Annotated in this window: 14 protein-coding genes and 1 riboswitch; of the genes, 10 read left to right on the plus strand and 4 right to left on the minus strand. The window is 70.7% G+C overall.

The genetic code is table 11. The annotated features are described in order from the left end of the window. Position 1: 1 nt before the first annotated feature. Complete coding sequence (locus ACFWXQ_RS27750) at positions 2-235, minus strand: ferredoxin (RefSeq protein ID WP_383936366.1); 234 nt, start codon at positions 233-235, stop codon at positions 2-4. Between the two features lie 3 nt (positions 236-238). Continuing rightward, positions 239-1,696 carry an aldehyde dehydrogenase gene (locus tag ACFWXQ_RS27755; protein ID WP_383936364.1) on the minus strand — a complete coding sequence of 486 codons (1,458 nt, stop codon included), beginning with the start codon at positions 1,694-1,696 and terminating at the stop codon, positions 239-241. Positions 1,697-1,928: 232 nt separating this feature from the next. Here ACFWXQ_RS27755 and ACFWXQ_RS27760 point away from each other — a divergent pair, with 232 nt between their 5' ends. Beyond that, a complete protein-coding gene (locus ACFWXQ_RS27760; RefSeq protein WP_383936362.1) occupies positions 1,929-2,954 on the plus strand; it encodes an MBL fold metallo-hydrolase in 1,026 nt (341 codons plus the stop codon). Between the two features lie 29 nt (positions 2,955-2,983). Here the strand turns inward: ACFWXQ_RS27760 and abc-f are convergent, their stop codons facing one another. Further along, positions 2,984-4,609 carry a ribosomal protection-like ABC-F family protein gene (gene abc-f / locus ACFWXQ_RS27765; protein ID WP_383936413.1) on the minus strand — a complete coding sequence of 542 codons (1,626 nt, stop codon included), beginning with the start codon at positions 4,607-4,609 and terminating at the stop codon, positions 2,984-2,986. Between the two features lie 261 nt (positions 4,610-4,870). Next, positions 4,871-4,988, plus strand: a riboswitch (cobalamin riboswitch). A gap of 148 nt (positions 4,989-5,136) precedes the next feature. Here abc-f and ACFWXQ_RS27770 point away from each other — a divergent pair. From ACFWXQ_RS27770 to ACFWXQ_RS27800, 7 genes are all read left to right on the plus strand, one after another. Then, entirely contained in the window at positions 5,137-6,396 is a 1,260-nt protein-coding gene (locus ACFWXQ_RS27770) for a prenyltransferase/squalene oxidase repeat-containing protein (protein WP_383936360.1), read from the plus strand. Continuing rightward, complete coding sequence (locus tag ACFWXQ_RS27775) at positions 6,393-7,091, plus strand: SCO2322 family protein (protein ID WP_383936358.1); 699 nt, start codon at positions 6,393-6,395, stop codon at positions 7,089-7,091. Before ACFWXQ_RS27770 ends, ACFWXQ_RS27775 begins: the two co-directional genes overlap by 4 nt. 11 nt (positions 7,092-7,102) lie before the next feature. After that, positions 7,103-8,335, plus strand: a complete 1,233-nt coding sequence (locus ACFWXQ_RS27780; protein ID WP_383936356.1) for an energy-coupling factor transporter transmembrane component T — start codon at positions 7,103-7,105, stop codon at positions 8,333-8,335. Beyond that, complete coding sequence (locus ACFWXQ_RS27785; protein ID WP_383936354.1) at positions 8,332-10,122, plus strand: ABC transporter ATP-binding protein; 1,791 nt, start codon at positions 8,332-8,334, stop codon at positions 10,120-10,122. Before ACFWXQ_RS27780 ends, ACFWXQ_RS27785 begins: the two co-directional genes overlap by 4 nt. 185 nt (positions 10,123-10,307) lie before the next feature. Further along, on the plus strand, positions 10,308-11,138 hold the full coding sequence (locus tag ACFWXQ_RS27790) for an ECF transporter S component (protein ID WP_383936411.1): 831 nt from the start codon (positions 10,308-10,310) through the stop codon (positions 11,136-11,138). A 333-nt stretch (positions 11,139-11,471) separates the two neighbouring features. Continuing rightward, the gene (locus tag ACFWXQ_RS27795) at positions 11,472-11,897 is read left to right on the plus strand and encodes a transglycosylase SLT domain-containing protein (protein WP_383936352.1); all 426 of its coding nucleotides are present in this window, start codon (positions 11,472-11,474) and stop codon (positions 11,895-11,897) included. A 178-nt stretch (positions 11,898-12,075) separates the two neighbouring features. After that, positions 12,076-12,804, plus strand: a complete 729-nt coding sequence (locus ACFWXQ_RS27800) for a YoaK family protein (RefSeq protein WP_383936350.1) — start codon at positions 12,076-12,078, stop codon at positions 12,802-12,804. Between the two features lie 156 nt (positions 12,805-12,960). Here ACFWXQ_RS27800 and ACFWXQ_RS27805 read toward each other — a convergent pair whose 3' ends face one another. Beyond that, positions 12,961-13,788: a glycoside hydrolase domain-containing protein gene (locus ACFWXQ_RS27805; RefSeq protein ID WP_383936348.1), complete on the minus strand. Its 828-nt coding sequence runs from the start codon at positions 13,786-13,788 to the stop codon at positions 12,961-12,963. A 355-nt stretch (positions 13,789-14,143) separates the two neighbouring features. Between ACFWXQ_RS27805 and ACFWXQ_RS27810 the strand changes: the two genes are divergently transcribed. After that, the gene (locus tag ACFWXQ_RS27810) at positions 14,144-15,148 is read left to right on the plus strand and encodes an alpha/beta fold hydrolase (RefSeq protein WP_383936346.1); all 1,005 of its coding nucleotides are present in this window, start codon (positions 14,144-14,146) and stop codon (positions 15,146-15,148) included. A 212-nt stretch (positions 15,149-15,360) separates the two neighbouring features. Further along, positions 15,361-16,230 carry a hypothetical protein gene (locus ACFWXQ_RS27815; protein WP_383936344.1) on the plus strand — a complete coding sequence of 290 codons (870 nt, stop codon included), beginning with the start codon at positions 15,361-15,363 and terminating at the stop codon, positions 16,228-16,230. The last annotated feature ends 37 nt before the right edge of the window (positions 16,231-16,267 follow it).

Genomic DNA, 16,267 nt, shown 5'->3' on the forward strand with positions numbered 1-16,267 from the left:
CTCACTCCTCCGGAGGAAACACCGCCTCGCCCGAGCCGAGGAGGGTGATCATGATCGCCTCCACCGGACACCCCTCCGCCGCCTCCAGGACCTTCTCGTTGGCGTCGGATTCCGGTTCCGCCGGGTGGGACTGCATGGCGGTGTCGAGGTGGAAGGCGGTGGGGGCGAGGTGGGTGCACTGGGCCGAGCCGATGCAGAGGGAGCGGTCGACCTCGACGTGCCAGCGGTCGCCCATCGGTCAGGCCTCCCAGCCGGCCGGCAGGTGGATCATCTTGTGCTCCAGGTACTCCCCGTAGCCTTCGGGACCGAACTCGCGCCCCAGGCCCGAGTTCTTGTAGCCGCCGAAGGGGCCGAGCATGTCGAGGCTGAAGGTGTTGACGGAGTACGTGCCGGTACGGACCTGGCGGGCCACGTCGATGCCGCGGGCCACGTCGGCCGTCCAGACGCTGCCGCTCAGCCCGTAGTCGGAGTCGTTGGCGATCTTGACCGCCTCGGCCTCGTCGCCGTACGGCAGCAGGCAGATCACCGGCCCGAAGATCTCCTCGCGAGCGATCCGCATGGAGTTGTCGACGTCGCCGAAGAGCGTCGGCTCGACGTACCAGCCGCGGTCGAGGCCCGCCGGACGCCCGCCGCCCGTGAGGATCTTGGCGCCCTCCTCCTGGCCGATGCGGATGTAGTCGAGGTTGCGCTGCTGCTGCCGTTGCGCGACCAGCGGGCCGACCTGGGTCGCCGGGTCGAGCGGGTCGCCGACCACCAGCGCCCCCGCCGCCGCGGCGAACGCCTCCGCGAACTCGTCGTAGCGCGAGCGCGGCAGCAGGATCCGGGTCTGCGCGACGCACGCCTGGCCGTTGTTCATCCAGGCCGCCGAGACGATGCCCGGCACGGAGGTCTCGATGTCCGCGTCCGGCAGGACCACCGCCGCCGACTTCCCGCCCAACTCCAGTGTCACGCGCGTGAGATTGCGCGACGCGACCTCCATGACCCGCCTGCCCGCGGCGACCGACCCGGTGAAGGAGACCTTGTCGATCCCGGGATGCCCGACGAGATATTCGCTGACCTCGCGGTCCGCCGGCAGGATCGACAGCACGCCCTCGGGCAGCCCGGCCTCCTTGGCGATCTCGCCGAGTATGTACGCGTCGAGCGGCGACTCCGGCGAGGGCTTGAGCACGACCGTGCAGCCGGTCAGCAGCGCGGGCGCGAGCTTGGCCGCCGCCACGAACTGCGGGACGTTCCAGGGGGCGACGGCCGCGACGACCCCGACCGGCTCGCGCCGCACGAGGATCTTCCCGAGCACTCCGTCGCGCGTCTCCTCGTACGTGAAGTCCCGCGCGACCGTGATCGCCGCGTCCCACACCATCATCGCGCCGAGGGCCTGCGCGAGGACGCTCCAGGAGTACGGGGAGCCGTTCTCGGAGGAGATGACGCGGGCGATCTCCTCGTGACGTACGGCGATCGCGTCCTTGATCCGGGTGACGACCTCGATGCGCTCGTCGAGGGACATCCGCGGCCAGGGTCCCTCGTCGAACGCGGTCCGCGCGACCGCGACGGCCCGGTCGACGTCCGCCCGCGAGGCGTGCGGCACCCGGCCGATGACCTCCTCGGTGTGCGGGGAGATCACCTCGATGACGTCCTGGCCCAGGGGAGCGGCCAGCTCCCCGCCGATGAACAGCTGTCCGTGTTCCACGAGCTCGGTCATGGCCGACTGCCTCTCCGGAGGACATTTCTGACGGTGCATCAAGCTGACGGTTCATCAGGCATGACGACACTGGAACTGATACCAGTTCTAGTTGGAGGAGTCCACGGACCGCACACCACTTCACCGCTCCCGTGATCCATCGCGATCCATCACGCCGACCCGATGAGTGACTTGGGCTCCCATTGGAACTGGTTCTAGTTATAGTGGCCGGGAGTCGGCGACAGGGGAACCCATGACACAGGTGACCGATCACGGCGGCGGCGTACGGTCCGTCGAGGTTCCCATCCCGGACAATCCCCTCGGAACGACGCTCGTGTATGTCGTGGACACCGACCGCGGGCCGGTGCTGATCGACACGGGCTGGGACGATCCGGCGTCCTGGGACGCGCTCGCCGAGGGGCTCGTGGCGTGCGGGACGTCCGTCGCGGAGATCCACGGGGTGGTGATCACCCATCACCACCCGGACCACCACGGCCTGTCGGGCAAGGTGCGGGAGGCGTCCGGCGCCTGGATCGCGATGCACGCCGCCGACATCTCGATCGTACGGCGGACACGCGGGACCAAGCCCGGGCGCTGGTTCACGTACATGGCCGACAAGTTGACCGCCTCGGGCGCTCCCGAGGAGCACGTGGCGCCGATGCGCACCGCCCGCTCCCGTATGTTCCCCGGCGCCTCCCCCGCGCTCCCCGACCGCGAGATCGTCCCCGGCGAACTCCTCGACCTCGCCGGCCGCCGCCTGCGCGCGATCTGGACGCCGGGCCACACGCCCGGCCATGTCTGCCTCCACCTGGAGGAGGCCCATCCGGCCCAACTCCCGGGCCACGGACGCCTGTTCTCGGGCGACCACCTCCTGCCGAGGATCACCCCGCACATCGGCCTGTACGAGGACCCGGACGACGAGACCGTCGCCGACCCGCTCGGCGACTACCTCGACTCCCTGGAGCGGATCGGCCGCCTCGAACCGGCCGAGGTCCTCCCGGCCCACCTGCACGCCTTCACCGACGCCCCGTCCCGCGTAAGGGAGTTGCTGGACCACCACGAGTCCCGCCTCACCGACCTCCGCTCCCTCCTCGCCACCCCGCTCACCTCATGGCAGCTCGCGGTCCGCATGGAGTGGAACCGCCCGTGGGACGACATCCCCTACGGATCGAGAAACATCGCCGTCTCGGAGGCGGAGGCCCACCTGCGCCGCCTGCTGAAACTGGGCCACGCGGAGGCGGTACCGGGGAGCGATCCGGTGACATACGTGGCCGTCTGAACCTGCTCAGTGGACTGACGTGTCGTCATCTAGACGGCAGCCATGGGCAGTTCCAGGCGCGACCCATGGAAACGATCACGCAGGAGCCGGTCGTGCGTCACCACGACCAGCGTGCCGGTGTAGTTGGCCAGGGCCGCCTCGATCTCCTCCACCAGGGCGGGGGCCAGGTGGTTCGTCGGCTCGTCAAGGAGGAGCAGATCGAGTGGACCGGCCGTCACGAGCCGGGCCAGTTCGAGCTTCCGGCGCTGTCCGACGGACAGGTTCCGTACGGGAACGGCGAGGTCGGCGGCGTGGAACAGGCCGAGCGCGAGGAGTGCGTCGGCGTGCTCGTCGGGGCGCCCCGCCCTGCCGGCCGCGAACGCCGCGAGCAGCGTACGGGCGTCGAAGGCGTCGTCGGGCTCGCTCTGCTGACGCAGGAATCCGACGCGGCGTGGTCGGCGTACGACACCGGCGTCGGGCGTCAACTCCCCTGCCAGCAGCTGGAGAAGGGTGGTCTTGCCGACACCGTTGGGACCGGTGACGAGGAGCCGGTCACCGGGGGCGAGTTCGAGGGAAGGGACATACAACCGCCCCTCGACCAGGACGCCTTCCAGATACGCCGAGGCGGTTGATGTCTCCTCGGCGGTCGACGTCGGCGCGCTTTCGACGCGGCCCGTGAACCGCAATGGCTGCGGAGGCGGCGGCACGGCGTGCTCGGTCAGCCGCTGCAACCGCTCGCGTGCGTTGCGGATGCGGCTCTGTGCGCCATGCGCCCGCGAGCGCGCCCGGAAAGCACCGGCGCCGCTGAACGCCGACGGCGCCTTGCGGGGGATCTCGGCCAGCATCCCGATACCGGCGTCGGCGAGGTGCTCCTGTCGGGCGACCTCGTTGCGCCATTGCTCGTGGTCCCACGCCCACCGGGCCCGGGCCGCCGCCTTGGCGGTGAGGAAGCCGGCGTACCCATTGCCGTAACGCCGTACCGTGCGCCGGTCCTGGTCCACTTCCAGGATGGTGTCGGTGACGCGCTCCAGGAACGCCCGGTCGTGCGTGGCCACGACGACCGTGCCCCGATGGCGGCGCAGATGCCCTTCGAGCCAGGCGACGGCCTCGTCGTCCAGGTCGTTGGTCGGCTCGTCGAGCAGCAGCAGTTCGGGGGCCGAGGCCAGGGTCGCGGCGAGCGCGAGCCGGGAGCGCTGCCCTCCGGAGAGAGTGCTCAGCGCACGCCCCCGGTCCAGTGGCGCGTGCTCGCCGAGCCGGCGCAGGCTCACCTCGACGCGGCGGTCCGCCCCGTGCCCGCCCCGCGCGTCGAACTCGGCGACCAGTGCCGCGTAGCGCTCGAACTCGGCGGTGCCGGCCGTACCCAGTGCGGCCTCGGCGACACGAATACGGTGCTCCAGGGCGCGCAGTTCGCCCAGTACGTGATCCACGGCATCGCCCACGCGCGCCGATCCGGGCAGATCGAGAGTCTGGCGGAGGTGGCCGATCCCGCCCGGTGCGACGACGGTCAGGCTGCCGTTGTCGACCGGCTCCTGTCCGGCCAGCAGCCGCAGGAGCGTGGACTTCCCTGAGCCGTTGTCCCCGACGATCCCGACCTTTTCGCCCGGCCGGACAGTGAGGGACACCCGGTCCAGCACCACGCGGTCGCCGTAGCGCTTGGTCACCTCGGCGAGAGCGATCTGGGACGTGGCGAGAGACGCGGTGAGAGGAGAGGGAGAAGAACCAGTGACGGTGGTACCGACGGAAGCACGGTGCAAGTGCGGTCCTTTGCTCGGTGAACAGGGTCGTGTGCTCGGTGAACAGGGTCGTGCGGCAAGCAGCGGGAACGCCCGCCGCCGACCGACGAACACAAAGCTAGACGATACGGTCCGTCTCGTCAACCGCTCAGTACTGCCCGGCTCCACCCGCGGCCCCACAGCCGCCCCTCAGGGTCTTGCTACGGGCCGGTACAGTGAGCGGGTCGTCATCACAGTCGTACGGGGGGAAGCCGGTGCAAATCCGGCGCTGACCCGCAACCGTGTGCCACCCGGTCGACCGGCCGATCAGTCGATCAGCCGATCGGGGCGGCGAGCCGGATTGCCTCGTACGGAAGTGACCGGCTCGCGTCACCGGAACCGCCGGTGACCGGCACCGTCGAGGCATACGGAGCCGAGCCGCCCGGGTTCTGGGCTGCCTGGCTCCTTGACAGGGAAAGGCACCACCGATCATGTTTGTCCGCCGCAGCGCAGCGGTACTGGCCGCCACCGCCGTGATCGGTACGGCGTTCGCGCCCGCCGCCCTCGCCGACGAGTCGCCCGGCGCGACCCCGTCCCAGGCGTTCCCCTCCGCCCTGTACGGCAGCACCGACCCCACCTACGACGGCGTCTGGCGGCAGTCGCTCGCACTGCTCGCCCAGGACAGCGTGGGGGTCAAGCCCGCCAAGCAGTCCGTCGACTGGCTCGTCGGCCAGCAGTGCGAGAGCGGGGCCTTCGCCGCGTACCGCCCCGACCCGAGCGCGAAGTGCGACGCCAAGACCCAGGTCGACACGAACAGCACCGCCGCCGCGTTGCAGGCCCTGGAGGCCCTCGACGCGAGCGACGCCGTGACGGGCGCGGCCGTGAAGTGGCTCAAGTCCGTGCAGAACAAGGACGGCGGCTGGGGCTACTCCCCCGGCACGCCCAGCGACACCAACTCGACGTCCGTCGTGATCGGAGCGCTCGACGCCGGGGACACCGACCCGAAGGACGTGCCCTCGAAGGACGACCGGACGCCGTACGACGCCCTGCTCGGCCTCTCCGTCCCCTGCGACGACACCGGCGGCGGCGCCTTCGCCTTCCAGCCGGACAAGAAGGGCAAGCTCGCGGCGAACGCGGACGCCACGGCGGCGGGCGTGCTGGGTGCCCTCGGCGACGGGCTGTCCCCGGAGCCCGAGGCCGACGGCGGTTCCTCGAAGAGCGCCAAGTGCGCGGGCGGCGACTCCCTCACGATCAACGACGCGGCGGCCAACGGCGCCCTGTATCTCGCGGGCGCGGTCGCCAAGAACGGCTACCTGAAGTCCTCCCTCCCCGGCGCCGAGGACCAGCCCGACTACGGCAACACCGCCGACACGGTCGTCGCGCTCGCCGCCGCCGGCCGCACGGCCGACACCGGGAAGCCACTGGCCTGGCTGGAGAAGAACTCCGGTACCTGGGCGGCGAAGAGCGGCCCGGCGGCGTACGCGCAGCTGATCTTCGCGGCGAACGCCACCGGTTCGGACCCGCGCGCCTTCGGCGGCGCCGACCTCGTGAAGCAGCTCGGCGCGACCGGCCCCGCGGCGGCGACCTCCGACGCCTCCACCGCCCCGGCCGACGACAAGAACGACGAGGCAGCTGCTTCGGACGAGGATGACGGCGGGGTCAGCCTCTGGTGGATCATCGGCGTCGGCCTGGTCGGCGGCATCGGCATCGGCTTCCTCCTCAGCGGCCGTAACAAGAAGCAGCAGCCGTGACCTGCCGCCGCCTGGTTCTGCCGGTCCTGTGCCTGCTGCTCGCCGTCCTCGGCACGGCGGGGCAGGCCCAGGCGGTCGGCTACCGCTACTGGTCCTTCTGGGACCTGAACTCCACCGCCGATACGGGCGATACGGCCGATGCAGCCGATACGTGGGTGTACGCGACCCAGGGGCCGTCGACCGCGCGGCCCTCGGACGGTGACGTTCAGGGGTTCCGTTTCTCGGTGAGCGAGGACTCCAAGGACTCGGCGAAGCCGCGCGGGGCGGCCGACTTCGCGACGATCTGCGCGAAGACGCCCACGCGGGAGGGGTCCAAGCGGGTCGGCCTCGTCCTCGACTTCGGCACGGCCGCGGACGCCCCGTCCGGCTCGACCCCGCCCCGCCCCCGCACGGCCTGCGCCCGCGTCGACGAGGACGCCACGACCGCGGACGCCCTCGCCGCCGTCGCCAAACCCCTCCGCTACGACACGAACGCCCTCCTCTGCGCCATCGCGGGCTACCCGAGCACGGGCTGCGGCGAGCCGGTCACGGGCGACCGCCCGAAGGCTTCGACGTCACCCGTAGAGCAGCCGGAGAACAACTCCGCCGACGACAACGGCAACGGCGGCCCGTCGCTGGGCCTGCTGGCCGGAATCGCCGCGGTGGCAGCACTGGCCGCGGCAGCCACCTGGCAAGCCCGCCGCCGCCGCGACTGACGGGCCCTGCAATGACCGCCAGCAACGACGACAAGGCGACTGCCGCAACTACTGTGGGCAGGCGTTCCGCAGGGCGGAACGGGTGGGCACAGCCACAGACTCCGGGCGCCCTATCCAAAAGAGTCCAACACAGACTCACCGCCCCACAGGCAACCCGAACCAACGCAATCCACCCAGGCGCCTGGTGGCTCTGGGCCCTGGGCCTGGGAACAGCCGCCTCCCGCACCACAAACCCCCTCCTCCTAGCCCTCCTCATCGGCGTAGCCGGCTACGTGGTGGCGGCCCGCCGAACAGAGGCCCCCTGGGCCCACTCCTACGCCGCCTTCGTGAAACTCGCCCTCGCCGTCCTGCTCATCCGCCTGGCGTTCGCCGTAATCCTCGGCTCCCCCATCCCCGGCACCCACACCGTCCTCACACTCCCCGAACTCCCCCTCCCCGACTGGGCGGAGGGCATCCGCATCGGAGGCAGAGTCACCGCGGAAGGCCTGACCTTCGCCCTGTACGACGGCCTGAAACTCGCCACACTCCTCATCTGCGTAGGCGCGGCGAACGCCCTCGCGAACCCGGCCCGCCTCCTCAAATCCCTCCCAGGAGCCTTGTACGAAGCGGGAGTTGCCGTAGTGGTGGCCCTCACCTTCGCCCCGAACCTGATCGCGGACGTCCAGCGCCTGCGCGCCGCCCGCCGCCTCCGCGGCCGCCCGGACAAGGGCCTGCGCGGCCTGCTCCAGGTCGGACTCCCGGTCCTGGAGGGCGCGTTGGAGCGATCCGTCGCCCTCGCGGCGGCGATGGACGCACGCGGCTATGGCCGCACGGCGGACGTACCGCGAACCGTCCGCCGCACCACCGCCGTACTCACTCTCGGCGGCCTGGTCGGCGTCTGCGCCGGAACGTACGGCCTGCTCACCGCGGAAGGCGGCAGCTACGGCCTGCCCGTACTGCTCGCCGGACTGACAGCGGCCCTCGCCGGCCTGTGGCTCGGCGGCCGCCGCTCGCTGCGTACGCGCTACCGCCCGGACGCATGGGGCGTCCGCGCGTGGCTGGTCGCCGCGTCCGGCGCGGCGGTCGCGACACTGCTGATCCTCTACGCCTCCTACGCCCCGGCCAACTCCGCGGCCCTGCACCCCGGTGTCGTCCCGCTGACCGCACCGACACTCCCCCTGTGGCCCGCGGCGGCGATCCTCCTCGGCCTCCTCCCCGCCTTCGTCGCCCCGACCCCCGAGAACACCCGCAAGGAACCCTCATGATCCGCTTCGAGAATGTCTCCGTGACATACGACGGAGCGGCAGGGCCGACCGTCCAGGGCATCGAACTCACCGTCCCCGAAGGCGAGTTGATGCTCCTGGTCGGACCGTCCGGGGTCGGCAAGTCGACGGTGCTCGGCGCGGTGAACGGACTGGTCCCGCACTTCACGGGCGGCACCCTGCGCGGCCGCGTGACGGTAGCGGGCCGCGACACCCGCACCCACAAGCCGCGCGAACTCACGGACGTCGTCGGCACGGTGGGCCAGGATCCGCTGTCGCACTTCGTGACGGACACGGTCGAGGACGAACTCGCCTACGGAATGGAGTCGTTGGGCCTCGCCCCCGACGTGATGCGCCGCCGCGTCGAGGAGACGCTCGACCTGCTCGGCCTCGCCGACCTCCGTGACCGCCCCATCTCCACGCTCTCCGGCGGCCAGCAGCAGCGCGTCGCGATCGGCTCGGTCCTCACCCCGCACCCCAAGGTCCTGGTCCTCGACGAACCGACCTCGGCCCTCGACCCGGCCGCCGCGGAGGAGGTCCTCGCCGTCCTCCAGCGCCTGGTCCACGACCTCGGCACGACGGTCCTCATGGCCGAGCACCGCCTGGAACGCGTCATCCAGTACGCCGACCAGGTCGCCCTCCTCCCCACCCCCGGCGCCCCTCTCGTGCTGGGCACCCCGTCCGAGGTCATGGCCGTCTCCCCGGTGTACCCGCCGGTGGTGGCGCTGGGCAGGCTCGCCGACTGGTCACCCCTGCCGCTGACGGTGCGGGACGCCCGACGACGGGCGGGCGCACTGCGGGAACGGCTGGAAAACAGCACGCACGAAGCAGCGAGCACGGCGAACACGACGAGCACGTACGCGAACCCCACAGCACCCCCGCTCCCGACGGAAGCCACCCCGGCGCCCTCCCGTCACCCCCGTCCGCGCCCCCTCCCCCGCCTCTTCCGCAAACGCACCCCCGACACCGCGCCCCGGACCCCAACCCCAACCTCAACCCCAACCACCAACCACTCAGCGGTGATTGAGAACCTCTCCGTCCGCCGCGGCCGCACCGAGGTGCTCCACTCCGTCACGCTCACCGTCGGCCCCGGTGAGACCGTCGCCCTGATGGGCCGCAACGGCGCCGGCAAGTCCACGCTGCTCTCCGCCCTCGTCGGCCTGGTCGCACCGGCGTCGGGATCCGTGCGCGTGGGCAGCGTCGAGCCCCACCGCACGGCGCCCCGTGAACTCATCCGCCACGTCGGCCTCGTACCGCAGGAGCCACGCGACCTGCTGTACGCCGACACGGTGGCCGGGGAGTGCGCGGCCGCGGACGCCGACGCCGGGGCGGAACCGGGCACCTGCCGGACCCTGGTGTCCGAGCTGCTCCCGGGCATCGCAGACGACACGCATCCGCGGGACCTCTCGGAGGGCCAGCGGCTCGCGCTCGCGCTGGCGGTCGTACTGACGGCCCGCCCGCCCCTGGTCCTCCTCGACGAGCCGACCCGCGGCCTCGACTACGCGGCGAAGTCCCGTCTGGTCACCGTCCTGCGGGGGCTGGCGGCCGAGGGCCACGCCATCGTGCTGGCCACCCACGACGTCGAGCTGGCCGCCGAGCTCTCCCACCGGGTCGTCATCCTCGCCGACGGCGAACCCGTCGCGGACGGTCCGACCGCCGAGGTCGTCGTCGCCTCCCCGTCCTTCGCCCCGCAGGTCACCAAGATCCTCGCCCCGCAGAAGTGGCTGACGGTCCCGCAGGTACGCGAGGCGCTCCGCACGACCGAAGGAGCGGAGGACGCCGACTCATGAGAGAGAAGCCGCACCCCCGACCCGAACCGCACCCCGGACCCGAGCCACACCCCCTCCCCGAATCCCACCCCGGACCCGAACCTCGCCCCGGACCCGAACCTCGCCCCCTCCCCGAACCGCACCCCCGCCCCGAACCACACCCCCGACCCGAATCTCACCCCCGCCCCCAGCGCCAAGCCCGCCCCATCCGCCTGGGCCCCCGCTCCCTCGCCGCCCTTCTCCTCGTGAGCCTCGTCGGTCTGGCGGCGCTCACCTGGCCTTTCTTCAGCGGACCCACGTCACAGGTGAGTGCCCACGCCAAGGACGCGCCCTGGCTGTTCGCGGGGCTGCTCGTGCTGCTGGTCGGGGTCGTCGGGGCGGCGATCTCCGAGTCGGGGCTCGGCCCCAAGGCCGTGGCCATGCTCGGCGTGCTCGCCGCGACGGGGGCCGCGCTGCGGCCGATCGGGGCCGGAACCGCCGGCATCGAGCCGATGTTCTTCCTGATGGTGCTGAGCGGGCGGGTCCTCGGGCCGGGCTTCGGATTCGTACTCGGGGCGGTCACGATGTTCGCGTCGGCGCTGCTCACGGGCGGGGTCGGGCCGTGGATGCCGTTCCAGATGCTGTCCATGGGCTGGTTCACGATGGGCGCGGGCCTGCTCCCGGGCCCGGACCGGCTGCGCGGCCGGGGCGAGCTGTCGATGCTCGCCCTGTACGGGTTCGCCGCGGCCTTCGCGTACGGCACGTTCATGAACCTGGCCGGCTGGCCCTTCATGGACGCGCTGTCGTCGAACGTCGCCTTCGACCCGCACGACGACGTGGATGCCAACCTGGCCCGTTTCGTCGCGTACTGTCTGGCCACCTCGCTCGGCTGGGACCTGGGCCGGGCCGTGGTGACCGTCGTTCTGACCCTCACGCTCGGCGCGACCGTCCTCAAGGCGCTCCGGCGGGCCACGCGGAGGGCGGCGTTCGAGACGTCGGTCACCTTCGAGGAGCCACGTGATGCGGCGCCCGTCACACCGTCCGGCCGCACACCGTAGACGCTTCAACCACTGCCGGTTACACCCACCGTGAGGCGGCCCACAGGACCTAAGTCACTTGCTAAGCGCGGTAGTAGATCATTCTGCTTGTCATGCGCACGCCCTTATCACCCCTGACCTGGGGATTGAGAGCCACGTCACAGAAGGACCTTTTACGGCGGATACGACCACAACTAGCAAAAGGGGTCATTGCGGACGCCCTCCGAGCCTGTTTCTCTGGAGGAGTCGCAAGGCGCCGACGAGCCCACCCGGGCCTCGGCGCCAACGCATGCCAAGGCCTTACGGGTCACGGCGTACGAGCGACCGCCATGTCCCCGAAGGAAAAGGTTCTCTGTGTCCATCTCCACCCGCATCCGCCGCATCGCCACTCCGAAGAAGGCCCTCACCGGTGCCGCCGTGGCCGCTGCCACCGCCGGCATGGTGTTCGCGGCGGGCCCCGCTCAGGCCGCGGCTCCCGCGAAGGCTTCCCCCACCTCGGCCAAGGCGATCGCGCACAAGATGATCCCGAACGACTCGCAGTACAAGGCGTTCAGCAAGATCGTCGAGCACGAGAGCGGCTGGAACGTCACCGCCACCAACTCCTCGTCCGGCGCCTACGGCCTGGTCCAGGCCCTGCCGGCCTCGAAGATGGCCTCCGCCGGTTCCGACTGGAAGACGAACCCGAAGACCCAGATCAAGTGGGGCCTCGACTACATGAACGACCGCTACGGCAGCCCGACCGGCGCCTGGAACTTCTGGCAGGCCAACGGCTGGTACTGACCGGCCCGCAAGACCCCCACGTGCACCCGGGCGGGTGCACCCCCGTACGCGAAGGCGGCGGCCCCCGATCCCCGGGGCCGCCGCCTTCGTCATGCTCCGGTGGGGCGCATCCGGAATCTCGACGGCCACCCGTGATGAACTTGCGGGCACCGAGCCCACCGCGCCGACCGGAGGCCCCATGAGCGCCGATGAGACGGGGAAGACAGACGGCCCCGAGCCCACACAGACCCCCGATCCCGGCCCCGATCCCGAAGCGCGCGGCCTGCGGCTGGTCATCGTCCTGCTGGCTCTGACCGTGGTCAGCGGGCTGATCGACGCGGTGAGCTATCTCGGCCTGGAGCACGTCTTCACGGCGAACATGACCGGCAACATCGTGGTCCTGGGCTTCGCCGCCGCCGGCGCCCCGGGCTTCTCGGTGTCCCACACGCTGACGTCACTGGCCACCTTCCTCGTGGGCGCGGTGGCGGGCGGGCGGATCGCACTCCGGCTCGGCGAGCGCTCCCGCCGGACCTGGACCCGTCTCTCACTGGCCGCCGAAGCGCTGCTGGTGGGCACGGCCTCCGTGATCGCCTTCGCCAGACCCGACACCGGCGCCACGGTGTACGCCGTCATCGCGGTGACGGCCTTCGCGATGGGCCTGCGCAACGCGACGGTGAGCAAGCTGGGCGTACCCGCCCTCACGACCACCACCGTCGTGACGATGACCCTGACCGGCCTCGCGGGCGACTCCCCCGCCGCGGGCGGCAGCGGCCACCACTCCCTACGACGCGGGGCGCTGGTGATCGCGATGTTCGCGGGCGCGCTGCTCGGCGCATGGCTGGTACTGAACCACGGCCTGGCCATTCCGCTGCTCGTCGCGGCGGGAGTGGTGGGGGTGCTGGCGGTCATCGCCTCGGGGAAGGAGTGAGGGCGACTCGGCTGAAGACGGCCACGCCGCTGCCGATGGAGCAGGCATGCTTCACACCTGATGACGTACGAGTCCATCACGGACGTGACGTCGGCGCATCGTATGGCCGCCCCACTGGTTCGACTCCGTGCCCCAGTGCCACCGGACGGAGCGGTGTCAGCCGATGAGTGCGACAGGGGCGTCCCAGGCGTTGCGGTCCACGGTGATGGTGTAACCGCCCCGGGACTCCTTGCTGTTGACCATGTACTGGTGGGCGCGGCTGTGGCCGGTGAACAGCTTCGGGTCCCAAGGCCAGTCCGCGGTCGTGGTGTTCTTCTTGTCCCACAGCGCGTACCAGAGGTTGCCCGGCAGGTCCGTCCTGTCGGCGGCCGTGGCGATCGCCTTGGCGCTGGAACTGCTGAACCCGTAGAAGCCGCCGCGATACGTCTTGGCGCGCAGCGTCTTGGTGAACGAGCGGACGTACGTGAGCACAGCGTCGTTGCACGACTTGTTCGTGATGTCGTACGGCTCGATGTCGAGATAGATCGGGCTGCCGGCCTTCATGCCGAGCGCCGATGCTTTGGCGACTGCGTCCTTGGCGTTGCTCGCGCCGAGGGATGCGGCCGTGGAGGCGGTGAACTTCTCCGGATTCGCGCTCGTCTGGCAGGGCGGCTGGGCACCGACGTAGAGGGGTATGAGCTTCCAGCCCAGGGCGGAGACCGACTTCGTCCATGACGCGGTCAGGTTGGGCTGGGCGCAGCCGCGGTTCTTGCCGCCGATGTAGACCGCTGCGGCTCCGTAGAAGCCCGTGTTCCAGGCCTTCATCGCCTTGAGCGAGGGCGCCGTGCAAGCATCGAATGCGCGGCCGGTGTACGTCTTTTGCGCGGGCAGGGTCGTGGCCGCCATCGAAGTCTGTGCCGCGATCCCGGCACCTGCGACAACGGCGGCTCCAGCCGCCGTCCAGGCGATGTAGCGCCCCTTCTTGGACAGCCGATGACTGGACAATCCCCACCCCATTCACATGCGCGGCCCGCAGCCGACACCGACGCGCACCGCGACCTGACATGAGCGAGGTGTGTCTGCGGCGTTCATCGACCCATGCAGTGACGCTGTGTTCCCTCTCCGGACGTCGGAGAGGATCGCACAATAGCCGACGTCCGCATCGTGATCGGAAACCCAGGGTCTCGATCGAATCGAGGCCGGCGAGTCGCCGGGGCGAGTTGCGATTCACGGTCGGGCATCATGAAATTCGTCAGCGCCGTCGCAACTCCCGGTCGATCTCTGGAGGTTCACGATGCGCCATCCGTCATCGGAGTCGGCGCGAGATCCCGGGCCGCGACGCCAGATCCGCTTTTGCACCATGCCGGGCGGTGTGCGGATCGCGTACGCGACCGTCGGCCGGGGCCCCGCGCTCGTAGTGCCCTCCGCGTGGATAGGGCACCTTGAACTGCAGTGGCAGGACCCGGCGATGCGCGCCTTCTACGCCCCGCTCTCCGCGCACCGGACCGTAGTTCAGTACGACGGGCCCGGCTGCGGGCTTTCCGACGCGTGGCCGGGCCGCCAGAACCTCGAAACCGCAGTGGAGGTACTCACAGCGGTCGTCGACCATCTGGAGTTGGAGCGCTTCGACCTGCTCGGCATCTCCGGGGCCGGGGCGGTGTCGTTGGCCTTCGCCTCGCGGCACCCGGATCGGGTGGGCCGTCTGATGGTGTACGGCGGCTACGCCGATGGCGGCCAGATCGCTTCCGCCGAGGTCCGCACGGCCGTCCTCGCCATGATCCGCGCACACTGGGGCCTGGGCTCCGGTGTGCTGGCGGACCTGTTCCTGCCGGATGCAAGCGCCGAGGCGAAGGCGCAGTTCGCCGAGTTGCAGCGCTACTCGGCAACGGCGGAGGTCGCCTGCGAACTGCTGGCCCACTGTTACCAGTTGCGCGTGGAGGGCCTGCTGGACCGTGTCGCCACGCCGACGCTGGTGCTGCACCGGCGCGAGGACCGGGCGATCCCGTACCGGCTGGGCCGTGACCTCGCGGCCCGGATCCCGGGTGCGCGGCTGGTGTCGCTTGTGGGCAGAAGCCACTTCCCCTACGCCGGTGACAGCGCGTCCATCCTCCGCGCGATCTTGGAATTCCTGGGAGAGCCTCACGGGGTCCCGTTGTCCGAAGGGCGCCCCGACAGGCTCACCCGACGGCAGCTACAGGTCGTGGCCATGGTCGCCGAGGGGCTCACCAACCGGCAGATCGCCCATCGGCTGGGGATCGAGGACCGCTCCGCCGAGGGACACCTGGAACGGATCCGGCTACGGCTCGGGTTCACCTCGCGTGCCCAGATCGCCGCCTGGTGGGCCCGCGGCGCCCCACGCGACTGAGGTACCGGGTTGGGGTAGCGGCTGACGTAGTTTCCCTCCTGACACCCATCCCGCTCCTCCCTGATTCTTGGAGTACGCAAGATTCCGATCGGGGGGAGAACGCAGTCCAGGCATCTGCTCTCGATGCCCGCGCCTGCCCGCCGGCCGCAGACCCGGTAGTTCCTCGAGCCCTGAGCCGTGAGCCGTGAGCCGTGAGCCGTGAAGGAAGCATCATGAAAATCGCTCGTACCGTCCTTGCGGCGGTGATGGTGGCCGCGGGAGTGTCAGCCGCGGGCCCGGCCTCATCCGCCCCGGCCTCATCTTCGGCCGCAGCACTCCAGATCCAATACAAGAAACGCGTTGTCGTCGGCTCGCCGGGCGACGTGGTGAGCGGCACCGTGCTCTGTCCCACAGGCACCCGGATGGTCAACTCCGGCGCGGGCAACGCCGGCATCGCAAGCATCACCCCGCTCCCGGACTTCACCGGAGCGTCGGCCACCGGCCGACTCAGGAGCGCCGCCGCCCGGGCCTTCCTCGAGATCGTCGTCGGCTGCCTGCCACAGTCCCAGGTCCCCGGCGTGAGCTCGGCCAGATGGATCTCACGCACGGAGACCTTCTTCAGCGACGCGCAAGGCAGTCGCCGGGGCGTGGTGTCCTGCCCGTCCGGGACGCGCGCGTTCGGCGGTGGCGGCTCCTTCCGGACTCCGCAGGGCGCCCCCAGCACCAAAGGCAACGCGATGTACTCCAACGGGGTGACCGCTGACGGTACCGGCTGGACCATGATGGGCCACTCTTCGAGTCTCAGTGAAACGCTCGTCATCACCACGCAGTGCGCACCGCTGCCCGGTGCGCACGTCGCCCAGGCCCACGTCCCGCTCCCCAGCAACCCCATCGCCGAGAAGATCGTCCACGCTCCGTGCACACCGGGAGAAACCATGATCTCGGGCGGCGTGTATCTGTCCAAGTCCGATGGCACCGAACAGCAGGGAGGGATTCTCGACTCGTTCCCGGGCGCCGAGGGCTGGATCGTCAGCGGCATCTCCCATGGCTTCCCCGACACCAAACTGGTCGCCCTCGCACAGTGCTTCCTTCCCGCCGGCTGACCTGACCTGATCCTCCGCCGAAGGGAGCCCGCCCCGA

The sequence above is a fragment of the Streptomyces sp. NPDC058697 genome, assembly GCF_042715345.1.
GTDB lineage: Bacteria > Actinomycetota > Actinomycetes > Streptomycetales > Streptomycetaceae > Streptomyces > Streptomyces liliifuscus.

Coding starts and splice junctions, on each gene's coding strand:
- ACFWXQ_RS27800 (WP_383936350.1), top strand. CDS start 12,076: ATGAGCGCCGATGAGACGGGGAAGACAGACGGCCCCGAGCCCACACAG.
- ACFWXQ_RS27785 (WP_383936354.1), top strand. CDS start 8,332: ATGATCCGCTTCGAGAATGTCTCCGTGACATACGACGGAGCGGCAGGG.
- ACFWXQ_RS27770 (WP_383936360.1), top strand. CDS start 5,137: ATGTTTGTCCGCCGCAGCGCAGCGGTACTGGCCGCCACCGCCGTGATC.
- ACFWXQ_RS27750 (WP_383936366.1), bottom strand. CDS start 235: ATGGGCGACCGCTGGCACGTCGAGGTCGACCGCTCCCTCTGCATCGGC.
- ACFWXQ_RS27810 (WP_383936346.1), top strand. CDS start 14,144: ATGCCGGGCGGTGTGCGGATCGCGTACGCGACCGTCGGCCGGGGCCCC.
- ACFWXQ_RS27815 (WP_383936344.1), top strand. CDS start 15,361: ATGAAAATCGCTCGTACCGTCCTTGCGGCGGTGATGGTGGCCGCGGGA.
- ACFWXQ_RS27755 (WP_383936364.1), bottom strand. CDS start 1,696: ATGACCGAGCTCGTGGAACACGGACAGCTGTTCATCGGCGGGGAGCTG.
- ACFWXQ_RS27760 (WP_383936362.1), top strand. CDS start 1,929: ATGACACAGGTGACCGATCACGGCGGCGGCGTACGGTCCGTCGAGGTT.
- ACFWXQ_RS27780 (WP_383936356.1), top strand. CDS start 7,103: ATGACCGCCAGCAACGACGACAAGGCGACTGCCGCAACTACTGTGGGC.